The organism is Streptococcus suis, assembly GCF_902702775.1.
In the GTDB taxonomy this organism is placed as follows: Bacteria; Bacillota; Bacilli; order Lactobacillales; family Streptococcaceae; genus Streptococcus; species Streptococcus hashimotonensis.
Window position 1 is genome coordinate 349446 of sequence record NZ_LR738724.1, and the last position, 19139, is coordinate 368584.

The 19139-nt window shown below is 42.9% G+C and carries 19 protein-coding genes; all 19 read left to right on the top strand.

Annotated features, from left to right (window positions below):
- The first annotated feature begins 77 nt into the window (after window positions 1–77).
- The gene (locus GPW69_RS01825) at window positions 78–755 is read left to right on the top strand and encodes an SEC10/PgrA surface exclusion domain-containing protein (RefSeq protein WP_079268379.1); all 678 of its coding nucleotides are present in this window, start codon (window positions 78–80) and stop codon (window positions 753–755) included.
- Between the two features lie 123 nt (window positions 756–878).
- Entirely contained in the window at window positions 879–1406 is a 528-nt protein-coding gene (locus GPW69_RS01830) for a YqeG family HAD IIIA-type phosphatase (protein ID WP_024384111.1), read from the top strand.
- Window positions 1407–2513, top strand: coding sequence for a ribosome biogenesis GTPase YqeH (gene yqeH, locus GPW69_RS01835; protein WP_044681459.1), 1107 nt, complete (start codon window positions 1407–1409; stop codon window positions 2511–2513).
- A gap of 56 nt (window positions 2514–2569) precedes the next feature.
- A complete protein-coding gene (gene yhbY, locus GPW69_RS01840) occupies window positions 2570–2881 on the top strand; it encodes a ribosome assembly RNA-binding protein YhbY (protein ID WP_004195298.1) in 312 nt (103 codons plus the stop codon).
- A 12-nt stretch (window positions 2882–2893) separates the two neighbouring features.
- On the top strand, window positions 2894–3526 hold the full coding sequence (locus GPW69_RS01845) for a nicotinate-nucleotide adenylyltransferase (protein ID WP_074390984.1): 633 nt from the start codon (window positions 2894–2896) through the stop codon (window positions 3524–3526).
- On the top strand, window positions 3523–4110 hold the full coding sequence (yqeK, locus tag GPW69_RS01850; protein ID WP_074390985.1) for a bis(5'-nucleosyl)-tetraphosphatase (symmetrical) YqeK: 588 nt from the start codon (window positions 3523–3525) through the stop codon (window positions 4108–4110). The genes GPW69_RS01845 and yqeK overlap by 4 nt, the downstream gene beginning before the upstream one ends.
- 2 nt (window positions 4111–4112) lie before the next feature.
- A complete protein-coding gene (locus GPW69_RS01855) occupies window positions 4113–4568 on the top strand; it encodes a GNAT family N-acetyltransferase (protein WP_074390986.1) in 456 nt (151 codons plus the stop codon).
- Window positions 4565–5074, top strand: coding sequence for a cysteine hydrolase family protein (locus GPW69_RS01860; RefSeq protein WP_074390987.1), 510 nt, complete (start codon window positions 4565–4567; stop codon window positions 5072–5074). Before GPW69_RS01855 ends, GPW69_RS01860 begins: the two co-directional genes overlap by 4 nt.
- Window position 5075: 1 nt before the next feature.
- Complete coding sequence (gene rsfS / locus GPW69_RS01865) at window positions 5076–5435, top strand: ribosome silencing factor (RefSeq protein WP_044772478.1); 360 nt, start codon at window positions 5076–5078, stop codon at window positions 5433–5435.
- Window positions 5436–5735: 300 nt separating this feature from the next.
- Window positions 5736–6482 carry a class I SAM-dependent DNA methyltransferase gene (locus GPW69_RS01870; protein ID WP_074391012.1) on the top strand — a complete coding sequence of 249 codons (747 nt, stop codon included), beginning with the start codon at window positions 5736–5738 and terminating at the stop codon, window positions 6480–6482.
- Window positions 6479–7567, top strand: coding sequence for a nucleotidyltransferase (locus GPW69_RS01875; RefSeq protein ID WP_074390988.1), 1089 nt, complete (start codon window positions 6479–6481; stop codon window positions 7565–7567). The genes GPW69_RS01870 and GPW69_RS01875 overlap by 4 nt, the downstream gene beginning before the upstream one ends.
- Window positions 7568–7664: 97 nt before the next feature.
- The gene (locus tag GPW69_RS01880; protein WP_074390989.1) at window positions 7665–9317 is read left to right on the top strand and encodes an SWIM zinc finger family protein; all 1653 of its coding nucleotides are present in this window, start codon (window positions 7665–7667) and stop codon (window positions 9315–9317) included.
- 3 nt (window positions 9318–9320) lie between these two features.
- Window positions 9321–9761: a UPF0158 family protein gene (locus tag GPW69_RS01885; protein ID WP_074390990.1), complete on the top strand. Its 441-nt coding sequence runs from the start codon at window positions 9321–9323 to the stop codon at window positions 9759–9761.
- A gap of 60 nt (window positions 9762–9821) precedes the next feature.
- On the top strand, window positions 9822–10550 hold the full coding sequence (locus GPW69_RS01890) for a MerR family transcriptional regulator (RefSeq protein ID WP_074390991.1): 729 nt from the start codon (window positions 9822–9824) through the stop codon (window positions 10548–10550).
- A gap of 209 nt (window positions 10551–10759) precedes the next feature.
- On the top strand, window positions 10760–12043 hold the full coding sequence (locus GPW69_RS01895; protein WP_232051779.1) for a P-loop NTPase fold protein: 1284 nt from the start codon (window positions 10760–10762) through the stop codon (window positions 12041–12043).
- Window positions 12040–12450 carry a peptide deformylase gene (locus GPW69_RS01900; protein WP_004195260.1) on the top strand — a complete coding sequence of 137 codons (411 nt, stop codon included), beginning with the start codon at window positions 12040–12042 and terminating at the stop codon, window positions 12448–12450. Before GPW69_RS01895 ends, GPW69_RS01900 begins: the two co-directional genes overlap by 4 nt.
- A 515-nt stretch (window positions 12451–12965) precedes the next feature.
- Window positions 12966–15065, top strand: a complete 2100-nt coding sequence (locus GPW69_RS01905; protein ID WP_074390993.1) for an AAA family ATPase — start codon at window positions 12966–12968, stop codon at window positions 15063–15065.
- Between the two features lie 181 nt (window positions 15066–15246).
- Window positions 15247–16755, top strand: coding sequence for a 4-alpha-glucanotransferase (gene malQ / locus GPW69_RS01910; protein ID WP_011922661.1), 1509 nt, complete (start codon window positions 15247–15249; stop codon window positions 16753–16755).
- Entirely contained in the window at window positions 16748–19012 is a 2265-nt protein-coding gene (gene glgP / locus GPW69_RS01915; protein WP_074390994.1) for a glycogen/starch/alpha-glucan family phosphorylase, read from the top strand. The genes malQ and glgP overlap by 8 nt, the downstream gene beginning before the upstream one ends.
- The last annotated feature ends 127 nt before the right edge of the window (window positions 19013–19139 follow it).

Here is a 19139-nt window from a genome sequence, read left to right on the forward strand (position 1 = left end):
TATGAAAATATTTACAAAAATGTATAAACTTGTTACAATAATGGTATAAATAAACACGTGGGGAGGAGACTATGGGGATGGTTGGAAATCACGAAATTTCAGATAAGATTCTATTGCCAGATGGATATTATGAGAAGCTTTTAGAGTATGCACAAGCTGAGAAAACTGGTTTCGATGCGGAATTGGAAAGACTTGGCGAGCAGGGGCTGTTGCTTAATGTCTACAAGGGTCAGGAAGCAGATAGGGAAATTATCCTGTCTGATATTGAGAACTTAGACAAAGAAATTAGAGAAGAGTTGGCTCAATATGCCGTAACACTTCTGAATCCATTGCGTAAACAGTTGGGGACTGTAGCAGTGGAGATGAGTGATTTTGCTTTGGACTATGCTGTTCGTTTAGCCCAATCCTTGAATAGTACTTTGCGTTATCATAATTATGATAGTTTGATTGCCATTGCTAAAACCAAAGGAGTTGAACCCAAAGGTAAGGACTGTCAATCATTTTCAGAGTACAGACAGCGTTACAGTCTCTATGATGCTAAGAAGTTAATTTATCGCGCTCTCGCATGGCGTCTATTCGATGATAGTCATGCAAATTATGGACATGCTCTTACCATTTTGGGGTTGGATGAGGATGAGTCAGGAGTAGAGCAAATCGGTTTTGCTTTTTCAAAATTTACTCTTGATATTGATTGGTTGCTAACCCATATGATTTTCATTCCGAAAGATTGGATTTTGGAAGAAGGGCAGATGTAATTTACAACTACCATTAGATTACCTCCAGAAGGCACTCGGTTGATCCGAGTGTTTTCTGCTATCCATTCGCATTTTTCTTAGAAAAATGGTATAATTATCTGATAAAAAACTTTGGAGACGACAGTGAGTTTAGAAAATTACATGCCGGATTTTGCCTTGGAAAAGGCTTATGACGTGACCGTCGAAAGCTTGAAAAAACATGGCATCAAAGTAGTGTTTGTTGACTTGGATAATACCTTGATTGCTTGGAACAATCCCGATGGAACGCCAGAGATGCGCCAGTGGTTACATGATTTGCGAGACGCAGGCATTCCCGTTGTGGTGGTTTCAAACAATAAATATGAACGTGTCAAACGGGCGGTTGAAAAATTTGGGATTGAATTTGAAGCCTTCGCTCTCAAGCCTTTTACCTTTGGGATTAACCGTGCTTTGAAACGCTATGATGTCCAGCCACATGAAGTGGTCATGATTGGCGATCAGTTGATGACGGACATTCGGGCTGCTAAGCGAGCAGGTCTCAAGTCTGTCTTGGTCAAACCCTTGATAAAGACGGACTCTATCAATACGCAGATCAACCGTTGGCGTGAGCGACGGACCATGAAGAAAATCATCGCTAAATATGGAGCGATAGACTACAAGAGGGAGATGTAAGTGGAAGAATTATTTTGTATCGGCTGTGGTGCCCAGATTCAGACGCTAGACAAGGCTGTCGCTGGTTTTACACCTCAATCAGCCCTAGAAAAAGGCCTGGAAACAGGGCAACTATACTGCCAACGTTGTTTCCGTTTGCGCCATTACAATGAGATTTCAGATGTCAATATCTCGGATGACGATTTCTTGAAACTCCTCCATAGCGTAGGAGAAAGCGATGCCTTGGTGGTTAATGTCATTGATATTTTTGATTTCAATGGTTCAGTCATTCCAGGTTTGCCTCGCTTTATTTCTGGAAATGACGTGCTTTTGGTCGGCAACAAGCAGGACATTTTACCCAAGTCTGTCAAGACAGGCAAGGTCACTCAGTGGTTGACTGAACGGGCGCATGAAATTGGCATGCGACCAGTCGATGTGGTCTTGACTTCAGCCCAAAACAAGCAAGCTATCAAGGACTTGATTGAAAAGATTGAACAACACCGCAAGGGACGGGATGTCTATGTGGTCGGCGTGACCAACGTTGGCAAATCAACCTTGATCAATGCTATTATCCAAGAAATCACAGGGGACAAAGATGTCATTACGACTTCACGTTTCCCTGGAACGACGCTGGATAAGATTGAAATTCCTCTGGATGATGGTTCATTCATTTATGACACGCCAGGGATTATCCATCGTCACCAGATGGCCCATTATTTGACGGCTAAAAACCTCAAGTATATCAGCCCTCGGAAAGAAATCAAGCCAAAGACCTACCAGCTCAATCCAGAACAAACCTTGTTCTTGGCTGGTCTGGGACGATTTGACTTTGTGGCTGGTGAACGCCAAGGCTTTACGGCCTTCTTTGACAATGAATTGCAGCTCCACCGCACTAAGTTACAGGGGGCTAGTGAATTTTACCAGAAACATGCAGGTTCACTTTTAGTGCCGCCAACCAGCAAGGAATTGAAAGAATTTCCTGAGTTGGTTCGTCATGAATTTACCATCAACGAAAAGACGGATGTGGTCTTCTCAGGTCTTGGTTGGATTCGTGTCAATGAAAAGGCCAAGATTGCTGCCTGGGCGCCTAAGGGTGTGGATGTGGTGATCCGCAAGGCGATTATTTAGATGTGAGTCCTGGTTACATTTGTTAGCCAATAAATATAGAAACATAGGAAAAATAGATGTCATTAACTTCAAAACAACGTGCCTTTTTGAACAGTCAGGCACACAGTCTCAAACCCATCATTCAGATTGGGAAAAATGGTCTCAATGACCAGATTAAAACCAGTGTTCGTCAGGCGCTGGACGCGCGTGAATTGATCAAGGTGACCTTGCTACAAAATACGGATGAAAACATCCACGAAGTAGCTGAAATCTTGGAAGAAGAAATCGGTGTGGATACGGTCCAAAAAATCGGTCGCATCTTGATTTTATTCAAACAATCTAGCAAGAAAGAGAACCGTAAAATTTCCAAACAGGTCAAAGAAATCTAAGAAGGAGAGCCTATGGCTATTGAACTCTTAACACCCTTTACCAAGGTTGAATTAGAGGTTGAAAAGAAAGAAACCAATCGCAAACAAGTGGGTATTCTGGGTGGGAATTTTAACCCTGTCCACAATGCTCATTTGATTGTGGCAGACCAGGTCCGTCAACAGTTGAAGCTGGATGAAGTCTTGCTCATGCCAGAATTTCTTCCGCCGCATGTGGATACAAAAGAAACCATTGATGAGTACCATCGCTATTCCATGCTCAAGATGGCTATTGCAGGGATTGAGGGCTTGGGGATTGAAACCATTGAACTAGAACGCCGTGGTGTCAGCTATACCTACGACACCATGAAATTGCTGAAGGAAAAAAATCCTGATACGGATTATTATTTTATCATCGGTGCAGATATGGTAGACTACCTTCCAAAATGGCATAGGATTGATGAATTGGTCCAGTTGGTGCAGTTTGTTGGTGTCCAGCGTCCTCGTTACAAGGCAGGGACTTCCTATCCTGTTATCTGGGTAGATGTGCCTTTGATGGACATTTCCTCTAGCATGGTGCGGAGTTTTATCAAGCAAGGACGGGTGCCGAATTTTATGGTGCCTCATGAAGTTCTGGACTACATTGAAGAAAAAGGACTGTACCAATGATTGCAGCAGATTTGACATTTGACCGTCAGGCTCTTTTGGAGAAAATCCGTGTAGCCATGAAGCCAGCGCGCTTCCAACATGTCTTGGGTGTGGAGCAGGCGGCGCTTGTCTTGGCAGATCGATACGGCTGTGATCCGAAAAAAGCCAGTCTGGCAGCACTTTTGCATGATTATGCCAAGGAAGTGGAAGACCAAGTCTTTCTGGACTTGATTGCCAGGTATGACTTGGACAAGGACCTGCTCAACTGGGATAATAACATCTGGCACGGTGTGGTTGGCGCCTATAAAATTGCAGAAGATTTTGGTTTGGAAGATGAGGAAATTTTCCAAGCCATTCAACGACACACCATTGGTGCTGGGCAGATGACCTTGCTGGACAAGGTTCTCTATGTGGCGGACTACATCGAACCCAATCGGGATTTTCCTGGGGTGGACGAGGCGCGTCGTATCGCAAAAGAGTCCTTGGACAAGGCAGTAGCCTATGAAACTGCCCAAACCATTACTTACTTAGCCAAGAAGGGAATTCCCATTTATCCACAAACCTTGGAAACCTATAATGGCTATGTTGCTTATTTGAAGGAGTAGGGATGCTTGCATTAAAACCTGTGGATGAGATTTCCTATCAAGCTGTCTTGGACTTGAAAGTAGCCGAGGAGGACAAGGGCTTCGTGGCTCCAAACGTGCGTTCACTCGCTGACGCTTGGCTTTACAGAGAAAACGGCGATGTTTTCCCCTATGCCATCTGGGCAGATGAACAGGTGGTCGGTTTTGCCCTGATTGACATTGATGAGGACATCCAGCAGTATATGCTCTGGCGGTTTATGATTGGCCAAGAATTTCAGGGGAAGGGCTATGGTCAGGCGGCTTTGGAGGTTGTAATAGCAATGGCTCAATCACATCCTGTCTGCGACCATTTGATTGCAGCTTATGTTAAGGGCAATCAGAAGATGGCTCATCTCTTGGAGAAAAATGATTTTGTCTTAGATGTTGAAGAAGAAAGGGAATTGGTCTTCCGTTTGGAAACGCCTGGTGTTAAGCTATGAAATCTGCATTGTTAGTCATTGACATTCAAAACCTTCTAGTGGAGGAAAAACCTTATGCCATTGAAGAGCGATTAGCCCTCTGGCAAGATAGCCTCACAAAAGCTCGTCAAGCGGGTATAGAGATTATCTATGTCCGTCAAAATGACGAGGAATTTGCCACAGGCAGTCATGGTTGGGGCGTCCATCCAGCAGTAGCTCCTTTGGTTGGCGAGAAGATTGTTGACAAGAGGTACAGTTCTGCCTTCAAGGATACGAACTTGCAAGCCTATCTTGATGAGCAAGGGATTGAGCGATTGATTGTCATGGGCATGTCAACTAATTTTTGTATTGATACAACTATCAAGGTGGCCTTTGAATTGGGCTACACCGTGGCGGTCATCAAAGATGGAACTACCACTCCCTATACAGCAGATCTTCCAGCAAAGGAACTGATTGGTCAATATGAAACTATCTGGTCCTGGAGTTTTGCCCAGGTAGATAGATTAGAAAATATAATTAGAGGATAAGATGAAAGAACTAGATTTAGTAAAAGTTGTGGTCCAGGCTGCTGATGACAAGCGAGCTGAGGACCTTGTTGTAATTGATGTTCAAGGCGTGACCAGCCTGACAGACTACTTTGTGATTGCCAGCTCCATGAACAGTCGCCAGTTGGAGGCTATTGCGGAAAACATCCGTGAAAAGGTAGCGGAAGTTGGAATCAAGGGTAGCCGTGTAGAAGGCGATAGTAACGGTGGCTGGGTCCTTTTGGACCTTGGAGGCGTTGTCGTTCATATCTTCTCAGAAGAAATGCGTGACCTCTACAACCTTGAAAAATTATGGCATGAAGGCAGCTTCCTGGAAGTCGCAGACTTTTTAGATGAGGAGTAGTGAAACAGTTTGGGGAACTGTTTCAACTGGTCACCTTAAAACTCGAAAGTGACCAAAGAGAGTTCACTATTATGTAATTAGAAGTGATAGACTTTTTGAAAAAATATGAAAACAGATTTTGATTTGGGTGTACTATTCGAAACTTGAGTCAACATCTCAGCGCAGTGGTTGATTGGCAGCTTTGTTCGTGCTTCCCACTCCAAATCTGACCTAATCAACTGTGCGGGGGCAGGAATACGAACTCTTTTGATTTGAGGAGTTCTTTCCTGCTCCCTTTTTATGAAAGGAAAAATGGGAAATATGGCGACTTATGAAACCTTTGCGGCGGTCTATGATGAAATCATGGATGACAGCTTGTATGATAAATGGACAGATTTTAGTTTGCGGAACTTGCCGCAAGACACCAAGACAATTTTAGAATTGGCCTGTGGGACAGGGATTCAGGCTGTACGTTTTGCTCAAAAGGGTTATGAGGTGACAGGGCTTGACCTGTCCTATGAAATGTTGGAATTGGCCCAGAAAAAAGCAGAAGCTGCTGGTGTCATGATGGAATTGGCCCAGGCAGATATGATGGCTCTGGAAGGTGTTGGAAATTTCGATGCGGTGACCTGTTACTCGGACAGTCTGTGCTATATGTCGGACCGAGAAGCCGTTTTGCGGGTCTTTGAAGGAGTTCACTCTGTTCTCAATCAAGGTGGTACTTTCCTTTTTGACGTTCACTCCATCTATCAAATGGAGGAAGTATTTGCAGGCTATAGCTACCATGAAAACTACGAGGATTTTGCTTTTGTCTGGGATACCTATGAGGGAGAGCATGAGCATTCCATTGTTCATGAATTAACCTTCTTTGTCAAAGATGAGGACAGTCAAGAGGAGCGGTTTATCCGTCGGGATGAAGTGCATGAAGAGCGGACCTATCCGATTGAAACCTATGTGGAATTATTGAAAGAAGCTGGTTTTGCATCTGTGGAAGTCTTTGCGGACTTTGAAAATCAAGCTCCGACAGAAACCAGCCAGCGGTGGTTTTTCAAGGCGGTCAAGGCATGATTTCAGGGATAATAGCGGAATACAATCCTTTTCACACGGGACATAAATACCTGCTGGAACAGGCGGAAGGCTTGAAAATTGTGGTTATGTCTGGTAATTTTATGCAACGGGGTGAGCCAGCCATTGTGGATAAGTGGACACGGGCTCAGATGGCTTTGGAACACGGGGCAGATCTTGTTGTCGAGATGCCCTTTTTGGTGTCGGTCCAGTCGGCTGACCATTTCGCCAAGGGAGCAATCAGCATTTTACACAAGCTAGGTGTGGAAAAACTGGTTTTCGGTACGGAAGAAATGCTGGATTACCAGAAAATTGCGGATATTTATGTGGATAAGACGGAAGAGATGGAAAATTTTGTGAAAAACTTGCCAGACAATCTCTCTTATCCACAGAAGACCCAGGCCATGTGGCAGGAGTTTGCTGGGCTGACTTTCACAGGTGACACGCCCAACCATATTCTGGCTCTGGCTTATGCTAAGGCGGTGGCTGGAACAGGTATTCAGCTCATCCCTGTTCAGCGGCAGGGGGCTGGTTTTCATTCGGAAGAGGTGGAAACGACCTACGCCTCGGCGACGGCTATCCGAAAGGGTGCTGACCAGTTGGACTTGGTGCGTGACTTTTTACCGTCTGCCAGTCTCTTTGAAGAGGCGACCAAGGTAAGCTGGAGAAATTATTTTCCCCTGCTCCGCTACCAGATTGCGACCCACCGAGATCTCAGTCAGGTCTTTCAGGTCAACGAAGAACTAGCCAGTCGTATCCGCTCTGCCATTGGGAGCGCAGCGACCGTGGAGGAGTTAGTGGATGCCGTTGCGACCAAGCGCTACACCAAGGCGCGGGTGCGGCGGGTGCTGACCTACATCTTAGTCAATGCGGTGGAAGCTCCCTTGCCAGATGCGGTCCATGTCCTAGGCTTTTCGGCTCGAGGCCAGGCCTATCTCAAGACCGTCAAGGAGCGGGTGGACTTGGTGACGCGGATCGGCAAAGAGCCCTGGGACAGCCTGACCCAGCAGGCAGATGCGGTCTATCAACTGGGCGCTGACGCAATAGCAGAGCAGACCTACGGGCGAGTGCCGGTGAGGGTTGAGTGAGATGAAGAAAGAGAAAATAGGAAGTTTTTGTAGGTGACTTGAAAACGTTCCTATTTTTTTTGTATAATTTAAGTAGCAAAATCAAAGGACATAAATCATGGAAAATTGGATGGATTATTTTAAGCCTCACATTGTAGATAGGGGCTACAGTTTGTTTTTAGATGATGCTGTTCAAGGGCTTCAAGAGGTGGGTGAGGGGTACTATGCCCTTGTCTCTGGTAGTCAAGTCTATCAGGTGGATATTGACTTGGAGCATGGTCAGCTGGTCGGTATGTGGTGTGAGTGTCCCCATGCTCAGGAGATGAACCACTGCAAGCACATGGCTGCAGTCTTGTTTGCTATTTCTGAGTTGGAGGGTCAGCCAGTTGTTGAGAGGAAGGGACAGTCACTTGTCCAGCTCCTGGATAAGCTGACAGTTGAGCAGCTACGGGCTTTTGTTCTTGAATTAGCTCAAGAAGATAGGGAACTGGCTAATCGAATTCAGCTGCGTTTCTCTGCACAGTTAACTTCACAGCAAGTGGAAAATGTGAAAAAGGAAATCAGAGACCTGGGGCTTCCTTTTGAGGACAGGCGTACGGGCTATATCGAGTATAGGCAGACTAGGGATTACGAGCGGGCCGTAGAAAAGGCCATGCATCAGTATCTCCAGCCTTTGCTGGATAGGTGTGAGTATGAGAGTTTCTTGGCTGTATCAGATGCCTTCTATCATCAGATTTGCCAGCAGGAGTTGGATGATTCCAATGGAACGACTGGTAGTCTGCTGTATAGACTTGCTGGCTACTGGCAGTATTTATTGACTGTGGCTCCGGATAAGATTGCCCAAGAATTACTAGACTGGTGCTTAGGACAGCTAAGTGGCTATGAGGTTGCAGAGGATCTTCTCATGGAATTTGTGGAAATGGAGTTTCAAGAAGAAACCTTCCTTGAGCAGAAATTGACCTATTTTCAAGCGGTCTTGCAGGCGATAGAAGAAGGAGACAAGTCCTCTTGGTCATGGAAATTCCGTCGCGATCGATTTGCCTTGCTCTGTTACAGGTTGTTGGTTCAGTTGGGCTCTAGTGAGGCAGACTTGCTGACCTTCCAGGCTAATCATTGGGAGGTGGCTGAACTTCGTAAATTGTCTATTACCCAGGCTGTAGCAAATCAGCAGCTAGATCGGGCAGTCCATCTCTTGCAGGAAAGTAAGCGATTGGATGCCCAGTATAGGGGACTGGTGTCGGATTACAGCCAGCAGCTACGGGACATCTATCGTTCTCAAGGGCAGGATGACAAGGTCAGAGAAGAACTACTGGAGATGATTTTTTCAGTTGGTGATACAGATTTGGAGTTGATAGAGGAGTTACGGGACTATGTTTCTAGGGAAGAATGGCAGAGCTACTTAGATGATTTGTTGGAGGATGGTCGTTTCCAGTCGCAGCAGTTGAAATTGTTGCAATTGGCAGACCGACCGCAGGAATTATTGGACCGCATTACAGCAAGTTACTGGTTCTTAGAAAATTTGGATCGATTTGAAGACTATTTATCAGAGAAACTACCCGAGCAATTACGAGATGCCTACGCTCAAGCTCTTTGTCAGCAGATGGATGTGGCTAGTAGTCGAAGCCGCTATCGTCAGTTGGCAGGGTATTTAGTAAAAATTGCAGGTTTACCTGATGGAAAAGTGGTGAGTGCAAGTCTTCGCACCTCGTGGAAAGTCCAGTATCCGCGACGCAAAGCCATGATAGAGGAATTAGATGCAGTGAGGTGGTAGGATATGGCAGTTTCGTTTCAAGATGTGGTTGATTCGTTGCAGATGATTAGTCAAGGTGATAGGTACTATTATGATAGTCACATAGACGAATTGGTCTATCTGTCTGTTGGGGAGTTCAGAATTGAATCCCGTGATGGTTTAGAAGAGGAGATTGAGGAGGATGTAGCTGGAAGATTTGTAGGTCTACCGACTTATTATGACTTCAACCCTTACACATTTATGGAACTCTATATTTCTGATTTGACTGATGGAGACTTGTCTGGCCGTCTATCTCGAGCTATTCGAGGGCGCGGTGCTTTTAGACGTTTTAAGAATGAGTTAGAGAGATGTGACCGTTTTGAAGAATGGTATGCCTTTGAGACACAATGTTACAAAGAACTTGTACTGGAATGGTGCCAGGAAAATAAGATTGCTATTGTGGATAATCGGTTGAAGAAAATGTAGTATTTCCCTTGACTCTCACCTTACGTTATCCCTTATACTGGGCATAGAGAGGAGATTTCTATGAACGAAAATTGGACAGTTAAGCAGGTCAGTCGGTTGACAGGATTGACGGTGAGGACCTTGCACCACTATGATCAGATTGGTTTGCTAAAACCAGCATTTGTGGCTGAAAATGGTTATCGCTACTATAATCAGGAGAATTTGGCTCGTCTGCAAGAAATTCTATTATTTCGAGAATTGGATTTTCCTCTCAAAGATATTCAGCAGCTTCTGGATGTGACGGAAGTCAATCGTCAGCAGGTCTTGCGGGACCATATCAGCCTTTTAGAGTTCAAAAGGGAACGGTTGGACCGCATCATCAATCACGCCAGATTGCTCACAGAAAAAGGAGGAGAAGTCATGGATTTTCACGCATTTGACAGCAGTCAACTAGACGCCTACAAGGCGGAGGCAAAGGAACGCTGGGGACAGACCGCAGCCTATGCCGAGTTTGAAGTACGCTACGATGCCAGCAAGGACAGAGTCTTTGCCCGAGAGATGCAGGCTATTTTTGAAGTTTTTGGAAAAATGCAGAGCTTGGAAGCCGATCATCCAGATGTACAGGCTCAGGTAGCCAACTTGCAGGCCTATATCACGGAAAATTTCTACACCTGCACCAAGGAAATCTTACAAAATCTAGGTCTTATGTATGTTGAAGATGAACGATTTTCAGCCAACATTGACCGAGCAGGTGGACCAGGCACAGCAGCCTTTGTCAGTCAAGCTATTGCGATTTATTGCAAAGAATAAACGAAAGAAGTCTAGTGAGAACTAGGCTTTTTTTGGTATACTAAACTGAGGAGGAAGTTATGAAGGAAAAAATATATAAGAAGTTAAAAGAACTCGCCACAAAGTCTGTACGACGAGTGGATTGGAGTGGGGAGAGATGGTTTGTCCGAAGATATAAGCAAGGTTTGGCTTTGGGGTGGATTGCCTATTTTCTTTTGCGAGAAGAGCTGGTGAAGGAAATTCTCAGACCAGTTAGTAACTATTTAATGAATTTTTCCTGTATATACTGGTTTTATGCGAATAGACTGGCTTTTTTATTAGTCTTCACCTTTTTACTTTTCCTTATGAAGAGTATTTTTTCCATTTTGCGACGGTATTACTTTATCGGCTATTCTTTGTTAGATGAAGATGCATATCCTGAATATGACTTCCCTTTTCAAGGGGAATTGGTTTCTTTTTTGGATCGAAAGGAAGAACGGGGAAGGAATATCTTTTGGCTGAATGGTGCGTGGGGAAGCGGGAAGACCCACTTTATTCGTACCTTCTTTGAAAATCAATTCTACAAACCGCGTGAAATTTACTATATCTCCTGTTTTGGTATTCGGACCAGGGAACAGGCGGAGAAGGTACTGATTGATGAGATTGAGCAACATTCAACCTTTGGGAGTTTAGACCATATTCCTGTTGTCAGTAGTCTAGTCAAATGGTCTTATAAAATTCTGGGTCTAGACTTGATGAAAAAATATTCTCTTATTATTTTCGATGATTTGGAACGTGTTACTTATAGTGAAAAGAAAGGAGATAGCAAGGAAGAATACACGGATAGTCCTGAGGATTATAACGATCTTCTTGGTTTTATAGACCACCTTGCTAACCACCGTAATCAAAAAATACTTGTCTTGATGAATAAGGAAGATATGGGGAATACCTATCAACAGATTATTGAAGGGAAGTTTAAGCCGGTTGTGACAACTATTCCGAGTCAGGAAAGGATTGTTGAGCTCTTATCTAAAAAATATAGTGATAAATTGTTTATTCAAAATTTTATCTTACATCTATTCATGTTTCGTTGTAAGAGAGGACTGATAAATTTAAGAGAAATACCTCAGTTGGTTAAAAGATTAGAAGGGATAAAGTGTATAGTATGGTTTGAGTATATAGAAATAGAGCAGGAGAAATTGCTCGAAATTTTGAACAGTTTGGAGGATTTACAAAAAGCATTAGAAAGTGTTTGCTATCTTATCACAGGAGATATTGTGGGGCTGGATACTGTCATAGCTATACTTGAAGATTTACACGATAGTTTTCAAACAGAGTCAGAGGATTATTTCAAGAATGCATTCGAGGTATTTTATTTGATTGACTTTTTAAACTTTTGCGATAAAAATTTTATCGCTAAAAACTTTAGCGATAAATACTGTTACAAATTAGGATTTGATTCAACAGAAAAGGAGTTTGTTTTCTATAAACAGTATCAGATAGGAAAACAGTATCAGATAGGAGCCACCCCATGATTCAACCTATTATGAAAGATATTTTCTTCCTGCAGCAGAAGTCTGAGCCTGCGACTCAGCTAGATGTGCAGGTCGGTCAGGATTTGCAGGACACTTTAGCAGCCAATGCTCACGCTTGTGTGGGCATGGCGGCCAACATGATTGGCGTCAAAAAGCGGATTATCATCGTCAACATGGGCTTCACCAACCTGATCATGTATAATCCCGTCCTCATCAGCAAGGCCAAGCCCTATCAGACAGAGGAAGGCTGTCTGTCGCTGGAAGGTACCCGCCCGACGACACGCTATCAGGAGATTGAAGTGGAGTTTTTTGATGCTTCATGGAAAAAGCAGAGCCTAAAGCTGACAGATTTCCAAGCCCAGATTGTCCAGCATGAACTGGATCATTTGGAAGGGATTATCATCTAGTAGCTACCAAATCTACCGTCAGGTAGATTTTTTTAGTCATTTGAATTAACTTTGATACATCGTCACTTTCACCTTGCCATACTTTAGTATAGCCTGCGCCTCATTTCCTTGTCTGAAAGCTAATTCATTCGACTATAAAAAGTCAAAAAAGGTCAAACAAAACTATTGACTTTTGCTGACCAATGGTGTAGAATAAGATTCGTAAGGTAAAGGACCTTACGAATTCTTTGAACAAAAGGTCAGTTTAGGTCAAACTAAAAAGTTTGACCGACAAATTGACTAAATGGTCAGTAAAAGACAAACTTCTAAGGAGGTTGGGATGAAAGACAGGATTATACCCTATTAGCGTCATTTAGTTTATCTTTTATTACTGCGTTAACTCGCTTTGCCGTACTTCAGTACTGCCTTCAGCTCGTTGCCTAGTACTAAAAGCAAACTAAAAGACTATATCAATTTTTTTAAAACAAAGGTCAGTAAAAGTCAAAAGCAAATAAAACTTAAATGAGGTAAAAACTATGAACAACAATTTCAATAACTTTAACAATATGGACGATATTTTCAATCAACTCATGGGCAACATGGGTGGCTACAGCACAGAACGTCGCCGTTATTCTATCAATGGACGTGAAGTGACACCAGAAGAATTCGCTATGTACCGTCAGACTGGTCGCTTGCCACAGACAGAAGAAGTGGCTCAAACACAGGCCAAAGGTCAGATAAAGTCAGACGGAATTCTTGCAAAACTTGGTCGCAATTTGACACAAGATGCGCGTGAAGGTAAGTTGGATCCAGTCATTGGACGAAACAAGGAAATCCAAGAAACCTCTGAAATCCTAGCTCGCCGTACGAAAAATAATCCTGTTTTGGTCGGTGATGCTGGTGTCGGAAAGACAGCGGTAGTAGAAGGCTTGGCTCAAGCCATTGTCAATGGTGATGTGCCAGCAGCCATTAAGAACAAGGAAATCATCTCCATCGACATTTCAGGCTTGGAAGCTGGGACTCAGTATCGTGGTGCTTTTGAGGAAAATGTGCAGAATCTTGTGGATGAAGTCAAAAAATCTGGAAATATCATTCTCTTCTTTGATGAAATTCATCAGATTTTGGGAGCTGGTAGCACTGGCGGAGACTCAGGTTCCAAGGGGTTAGCGGATATTCTCAAACCAGCTTTATCCCGTGGGGAATTGACGGTTATCGGTGCCACTACGCAGGACGAATACCGCAATACCATTCACAAGAACGCCGCTCTGGCTCGTCGTTTCAATGAAGTCAAGGTTAATGCTCCGTCCGCAGAAGACACCTACCAGATTTTGAAAGGAATCAAGCCGCTTTATGAAGCCCACCACAATATTGAATTGCCAGATGAGGTTTTGAGAGCTGCGGTTGATTATTCTGTCCAATATATTCCACAACGTAGCTTGCCTGATAAGGCTATTGACCTGGTCGATGTGACCGCTGCACATTTGGCTGCACAACATCCTGTGACAGATATTCAGACCTTAGAAGCAGAAATGGCTGAGGCAAAACAGTTGCAGTTGGAAGCGGCTGAGAAAGAGGATTATGAAAAAGCCTTGAATGAAAAAGTCCGTATTGATAAGCTACAAAAACAGATTGATAATCATACGGAGCAACAGAAAGTGGTGGCGACCGTTAATGATGTGGCTCAGGCGGTTGAGCGGATGACAGGAATTCCAGTCTCACAAATGGGAGCTTCTGACATTGAACGACTCAAGGAATTGAAAAATCGTCTGGCAGCTAACGTTATCGGTCAAGACGATGCGGTGGAAGCAGTGTCTCGTGCCATTCGTCGTAATCGAGCAGGTTTTGATGACGGCAACCGTCCGATTGGTTCCTTCCTCTTTGTCGGTCCGACAGGTGTGGGTAAGACAGAGTTGGCAAAACAGTTAGCGCTAGACTTGTTTGGTAACAAGGATGCCATTATTCGTTTGGATATGTCGGAATACAGCGATCGGACAGCCGTTTCCAAATTAATCGGTACCACAGCTGGCTACATTGGCTACGATGACAATTCCCATACTCTTACCGAGCGCGTCCGCCGCAATCCGTACTCCATTGTCCTCTTGGATGAGATTGAAAAGGCAGACCCACAAGTGATTACCCTTCTCTTGCAAGTACTAGATGATGGGCATTTGACTGATGGACAGGGCAACCAAGTTAACTTTAAAAATACCATTATTATCGCGACTTCTAATGCTGGTTTTGGTTATGGAATGGCAGAAGGTGAAGAAAATCAAGATATCATGGACCGCATCGCGCCATTCTTCCGTCCGGAGTTCCTTAATCGTTTTAACGCAGTTATCGAATTCAAGCACTTGGATAAAGATGATCTCAAAGCCATTGTAGAATTACTCTTGACCCAGGTCAATAATACCCTGGCGAAGAAAGGCATCCAATTAATGGTAACGGAAGCTGCCAAAGAATTCTTGATGGAAGAAGGCTATGACAAGGCCATGGGAGCCCGTCCTCTGCGCCGTGTGATTGAAAATCAGATTCGTGATAAGGTAACAGATTACTATTTGGATCATGTTGATGTCAAATATCTGGAAGCGGATGTGGTTGATGGAAGCATCCAAATAAAAGAGCAAAGCTTTGCTTAAAAATAGTGAAGAATTTGAAAAATCGGATAGAAATATCTGATTTTTCTTTTTTGTTATTCGCTAACAAATGCTATAAAATAGGCTTCCTAGAGCACATTAAAACTTTTTTTATAAAATCCTTGACAAGTGCAAACGTTTGCGTTAAACTATATTCGTAACCGACAGAAAGGAAAACGTTTTTATGACAAATCGTACCAGTGGAATTTTGATGCATATTACCTCACTTCCAGGTAAGTTTGGTATTGGTACTTTTGGACAGTCTGCCTATGATTTTGTAGATTTCTTGGTGGAAACCAAGCAAACCTACTGGCAGATTTTACCACTAACAACTACAAGCTATGGAGATTCTCCTTACCAGTCTTTCTCTGCTATTGCAGGAAATACACACTTGATAGACTTTGACCTCTTGGTTGAAGATGGCTTATTGGCAACAGAAGATTTCCAAGATGTAAATTTTGGAGATAATCCTGAAAAAGTAGACTATGCTCTTATCTATCAAGTTCGTCGACCAATTTTGGAGAAGGCAGTTCAAGCATTTTTACAAGATGATAAGAAGAAAGCTGCTTTTCTAGAGTTTGAAAAGGCTAACTCATCTTGGTTGACAGATTATGCTGAGTTCATGGCTATCAAGGAATACTTTGGTAATAAAGCTCTCCAAGAATGGGAAGATAAAAAAGTTGTAGCTCGCAACGAGGAAGCTCTTGATAAGTACCGCTTAGAATTGGCAAATCAAATCGACTACTACAAAGTCACACAGTATTTCTTCTTCAGCCAATGGAAACAATTGAAAGAATATGCCAACAAACACCACATCAAAATCATCGGAGACATGCCAATCTATGTTTCTGCTGATAGCGTTGAAGTGTGGACAAAACCCCAACTATTCAAATTGGACAGTGAACGCAAGCCGCTTTATGTAGCAGGTGTACCAGCTGATAACTTCTCGGCAGATGGTCAATTATGGGGAAATCCTATTTACGATTGGCCAGAACATGAAAAAACAGGCTATAACTGGTGGATTTATCGTATCCATGAAAGTTTCAAACTTTATGATGTCCTTCGGATTGACCATTTCAAAGGTTTCTCAGACTTCTGGCAAGTTGATGGTAAGGCAGAAGTAGCTAAGGTTGGTACCTGGGAACCAGGTCCTGGCTACAATCTCTTCAAGGCTGTCAAAGAAACACTTGGAGACCTTCCAATCATTGCAGAAGACCTTGGAAACATTGACGCTAAAGCTCGCAAATTGCTTGCGGATTGTGGCTATCCAGGCATGAAAATCTTAGAATTTGGTTTCTTTGATGTAACAGGTAAGAGTATCGATGCTCCACACCGTTGCATTCCAAATTCAGTTGCCTACACTGGAACTCACGATAATGAGGTTGTCAATGGCTGGTACAACAATCTTGATCCAGAACAACAAGAATACGTGGACGCCTACAGCAACCGTAAGCCGATTGAAAAAGTTAGCCAAGCTATGCTCCGTATGCTGTTTGCAACAGTGAGTGATACAGCTATTGCAACCATGCAAGACGTCCTAGACTTGGGTGAAGAAAGTCGAATGAATATGCCGTCAACTATCGGTGGAAACTGGGAATGGCGCATGAAAGCTGAAGACTTGACCCAAGAACGCAAAGACTTCTTGACAAAAATGACATTACTATACCAACGAGGAAATGAAAACCATGACTAAATTTACAACATTTGCAGAAACAAATACTTCGAAGAAATTAGCTGATTTGACAAATGAAGAAATCTATCTTCAACTGTTGAACTACGTAAAAGAAGCTGCAGCTTCAAAACCAAAAAACACAGGAAAACGTAAAGTTTACTATATCTCAGCTGAGTTCCTTATCGGTAAACTCTTGTCAAACAACTTGATTAACTTGGGTGTGTACAAAGACGTTCAAGCAGAATTGGCAGCAGCTGGTAAATCATTGGCGCAAGTTGAAGATGTTGAACCAGAACCATCACTTGGTAACGGTGGTTTGGGACGTCTGGCTTCATGTTTCGTTGATTCTATGTCAACACTTGCAATCAACGGTGAAGGTGTTGGTCTGAACTACCACTGTGGTCTTTTCCGTCAAGTATTTAAGAAAAATGAGCAAGAAGCAGAGCCAAACTTCTGGATTGAAAATGATTCTTGGTTGATTCCAACAACTATCAGCTATGATGTTCCATTCAAAAACTTCACTTTGAAATCAAAATTGGATCGTCTTGATATTCTTGGCTATAAAAAAGAGACTAAGAACTACCTCAATTTGTTTGATATTGAGTCAGTAAACTATGACTTGATTACAGACGGTATTTCATTTGACAAGACTGATATTAAAGAAAACTTGACACTCTTCTTGTACCCAGATGATTCTGATAAGAATGGTGAATTGCTCCGTATCTACCAACAATATTTCATGGTATCAAATGCGGCTCAACTTTTGATTGATGAAGCAATTGAGCGCGGTTCAAACTTGCATGACTTGGCTGATTACGCTTATGTGCAAATCAACGATACTCACCCATCAATGGTGATTCCTGAGTTGATCCGTCTTTTGACTGAAAAGCATGGTATTGAATTTGCGGAAGCAGTTGCCATCGTTAAGAATATGACTGGTTACACAAACCACACTATCTTGGCGGAAGCACTTGAAAAATGGCCACTTGAGTTCCTTGAAGAAGTGGTGCCACACTTGGTTGATATCATCAAAGAATTGGATGCCCTTATTCGTGCAGAAATTAAAGACCCAGCAGTCCAAATCATTGATGAATCAGGTCGTGTACACATGGCTCACATGGATATCCACTTCTCTAACTCAGTGAACGGTGTAGCTGCGCTTCACACAGAAATCCTCAAAAACTCTGAATTGAAAGCTTTCTACGAGCTTTACCCAGAAAAATTCAACAATAAAACAAACGGTATCACTTTCCGCCGTTGGTTGGAATTTGCCAACCAAGACCTCGCTGACTACATCAAAGAATTGATTGGCGATGAGTACTTGACAGATGCGACTAAACTTGAAAAATTGCTTGCCTTTGCTGATGACAAGGAAGTTCATGCCAAGTTGGCTGAAATCAAGTTCAACAATAAGTTGGCTCTCAAACGTTATTTGAAAGACAATAAGGGTATCGAGCTGGATGAAAACTCTATCATCGATACACAAATCAAACGTTTCCACGAGTACAAACGCCAACAAATGAATGCCTTGTATGTTATCCACAAATACCTTGAAATCAAGAATGGTAACCTTCCGAAACGTAAAATCACTGTTATCTTCGGTGGTAAAGCGGCACCTGCCTACATCATTGCACAAGACATCATTCACTTGATTCTTTGCTTGTCAGAGTTGATCAACAATGACCCAGAAGTAAATAAATACCTCAATGTTCATTTGGTTGAAAACTACAATGTGACAGTTGCTGAGAAACTCATCCCTGCAACAGATATTTCAGAACAAATCTCATTGGCTTCTAAAGAAGCGTCAGGTACTGGTAACATGAAATTCATGTTGAACGGTGCATTGACACTTGGTACCATGGACGGTGCCAACGTTGAGATTGCTGAGTTGGCTGGTATGGACAACATCTATACATTTGGTAAAGATTCAGATACCATCATCGACTTGTACGATAAGGCTGGATATGTATCTGCGGACTACTACAATGGCGATGCCAATATCAAACGTGCAGTTGACTTTATCGTTAGCGATGAGGTAAAAGCACTTGGTAACGAAGAACGTCTTGGCCGTTTGCACCATGAGTTGATTTCGAAAGACTGGTTCATGACCTTGATTGACTTGGCTGAATACATTGAAGTAAAAGAACAAGTCTTTGCAGATTACGAAGAACAAGATTCATGGAACAAGAAAGTTGTTCACAACATTGCCAAAGCTGGATTCTTCTCATCAGACCGTACCATTGAACAGTACAATCAAGACATCTGGCACAGTAACTAATTGAATTCCAACAATTAGTAGGAAAGTTGATTGAACCACTCCAAAACTTATCAGATCAATTCTTCCTATGTGTTGAAGAATAAAAACTACCAGTTTTTACCATTATTGGTGCTCTCCTTAGTATATA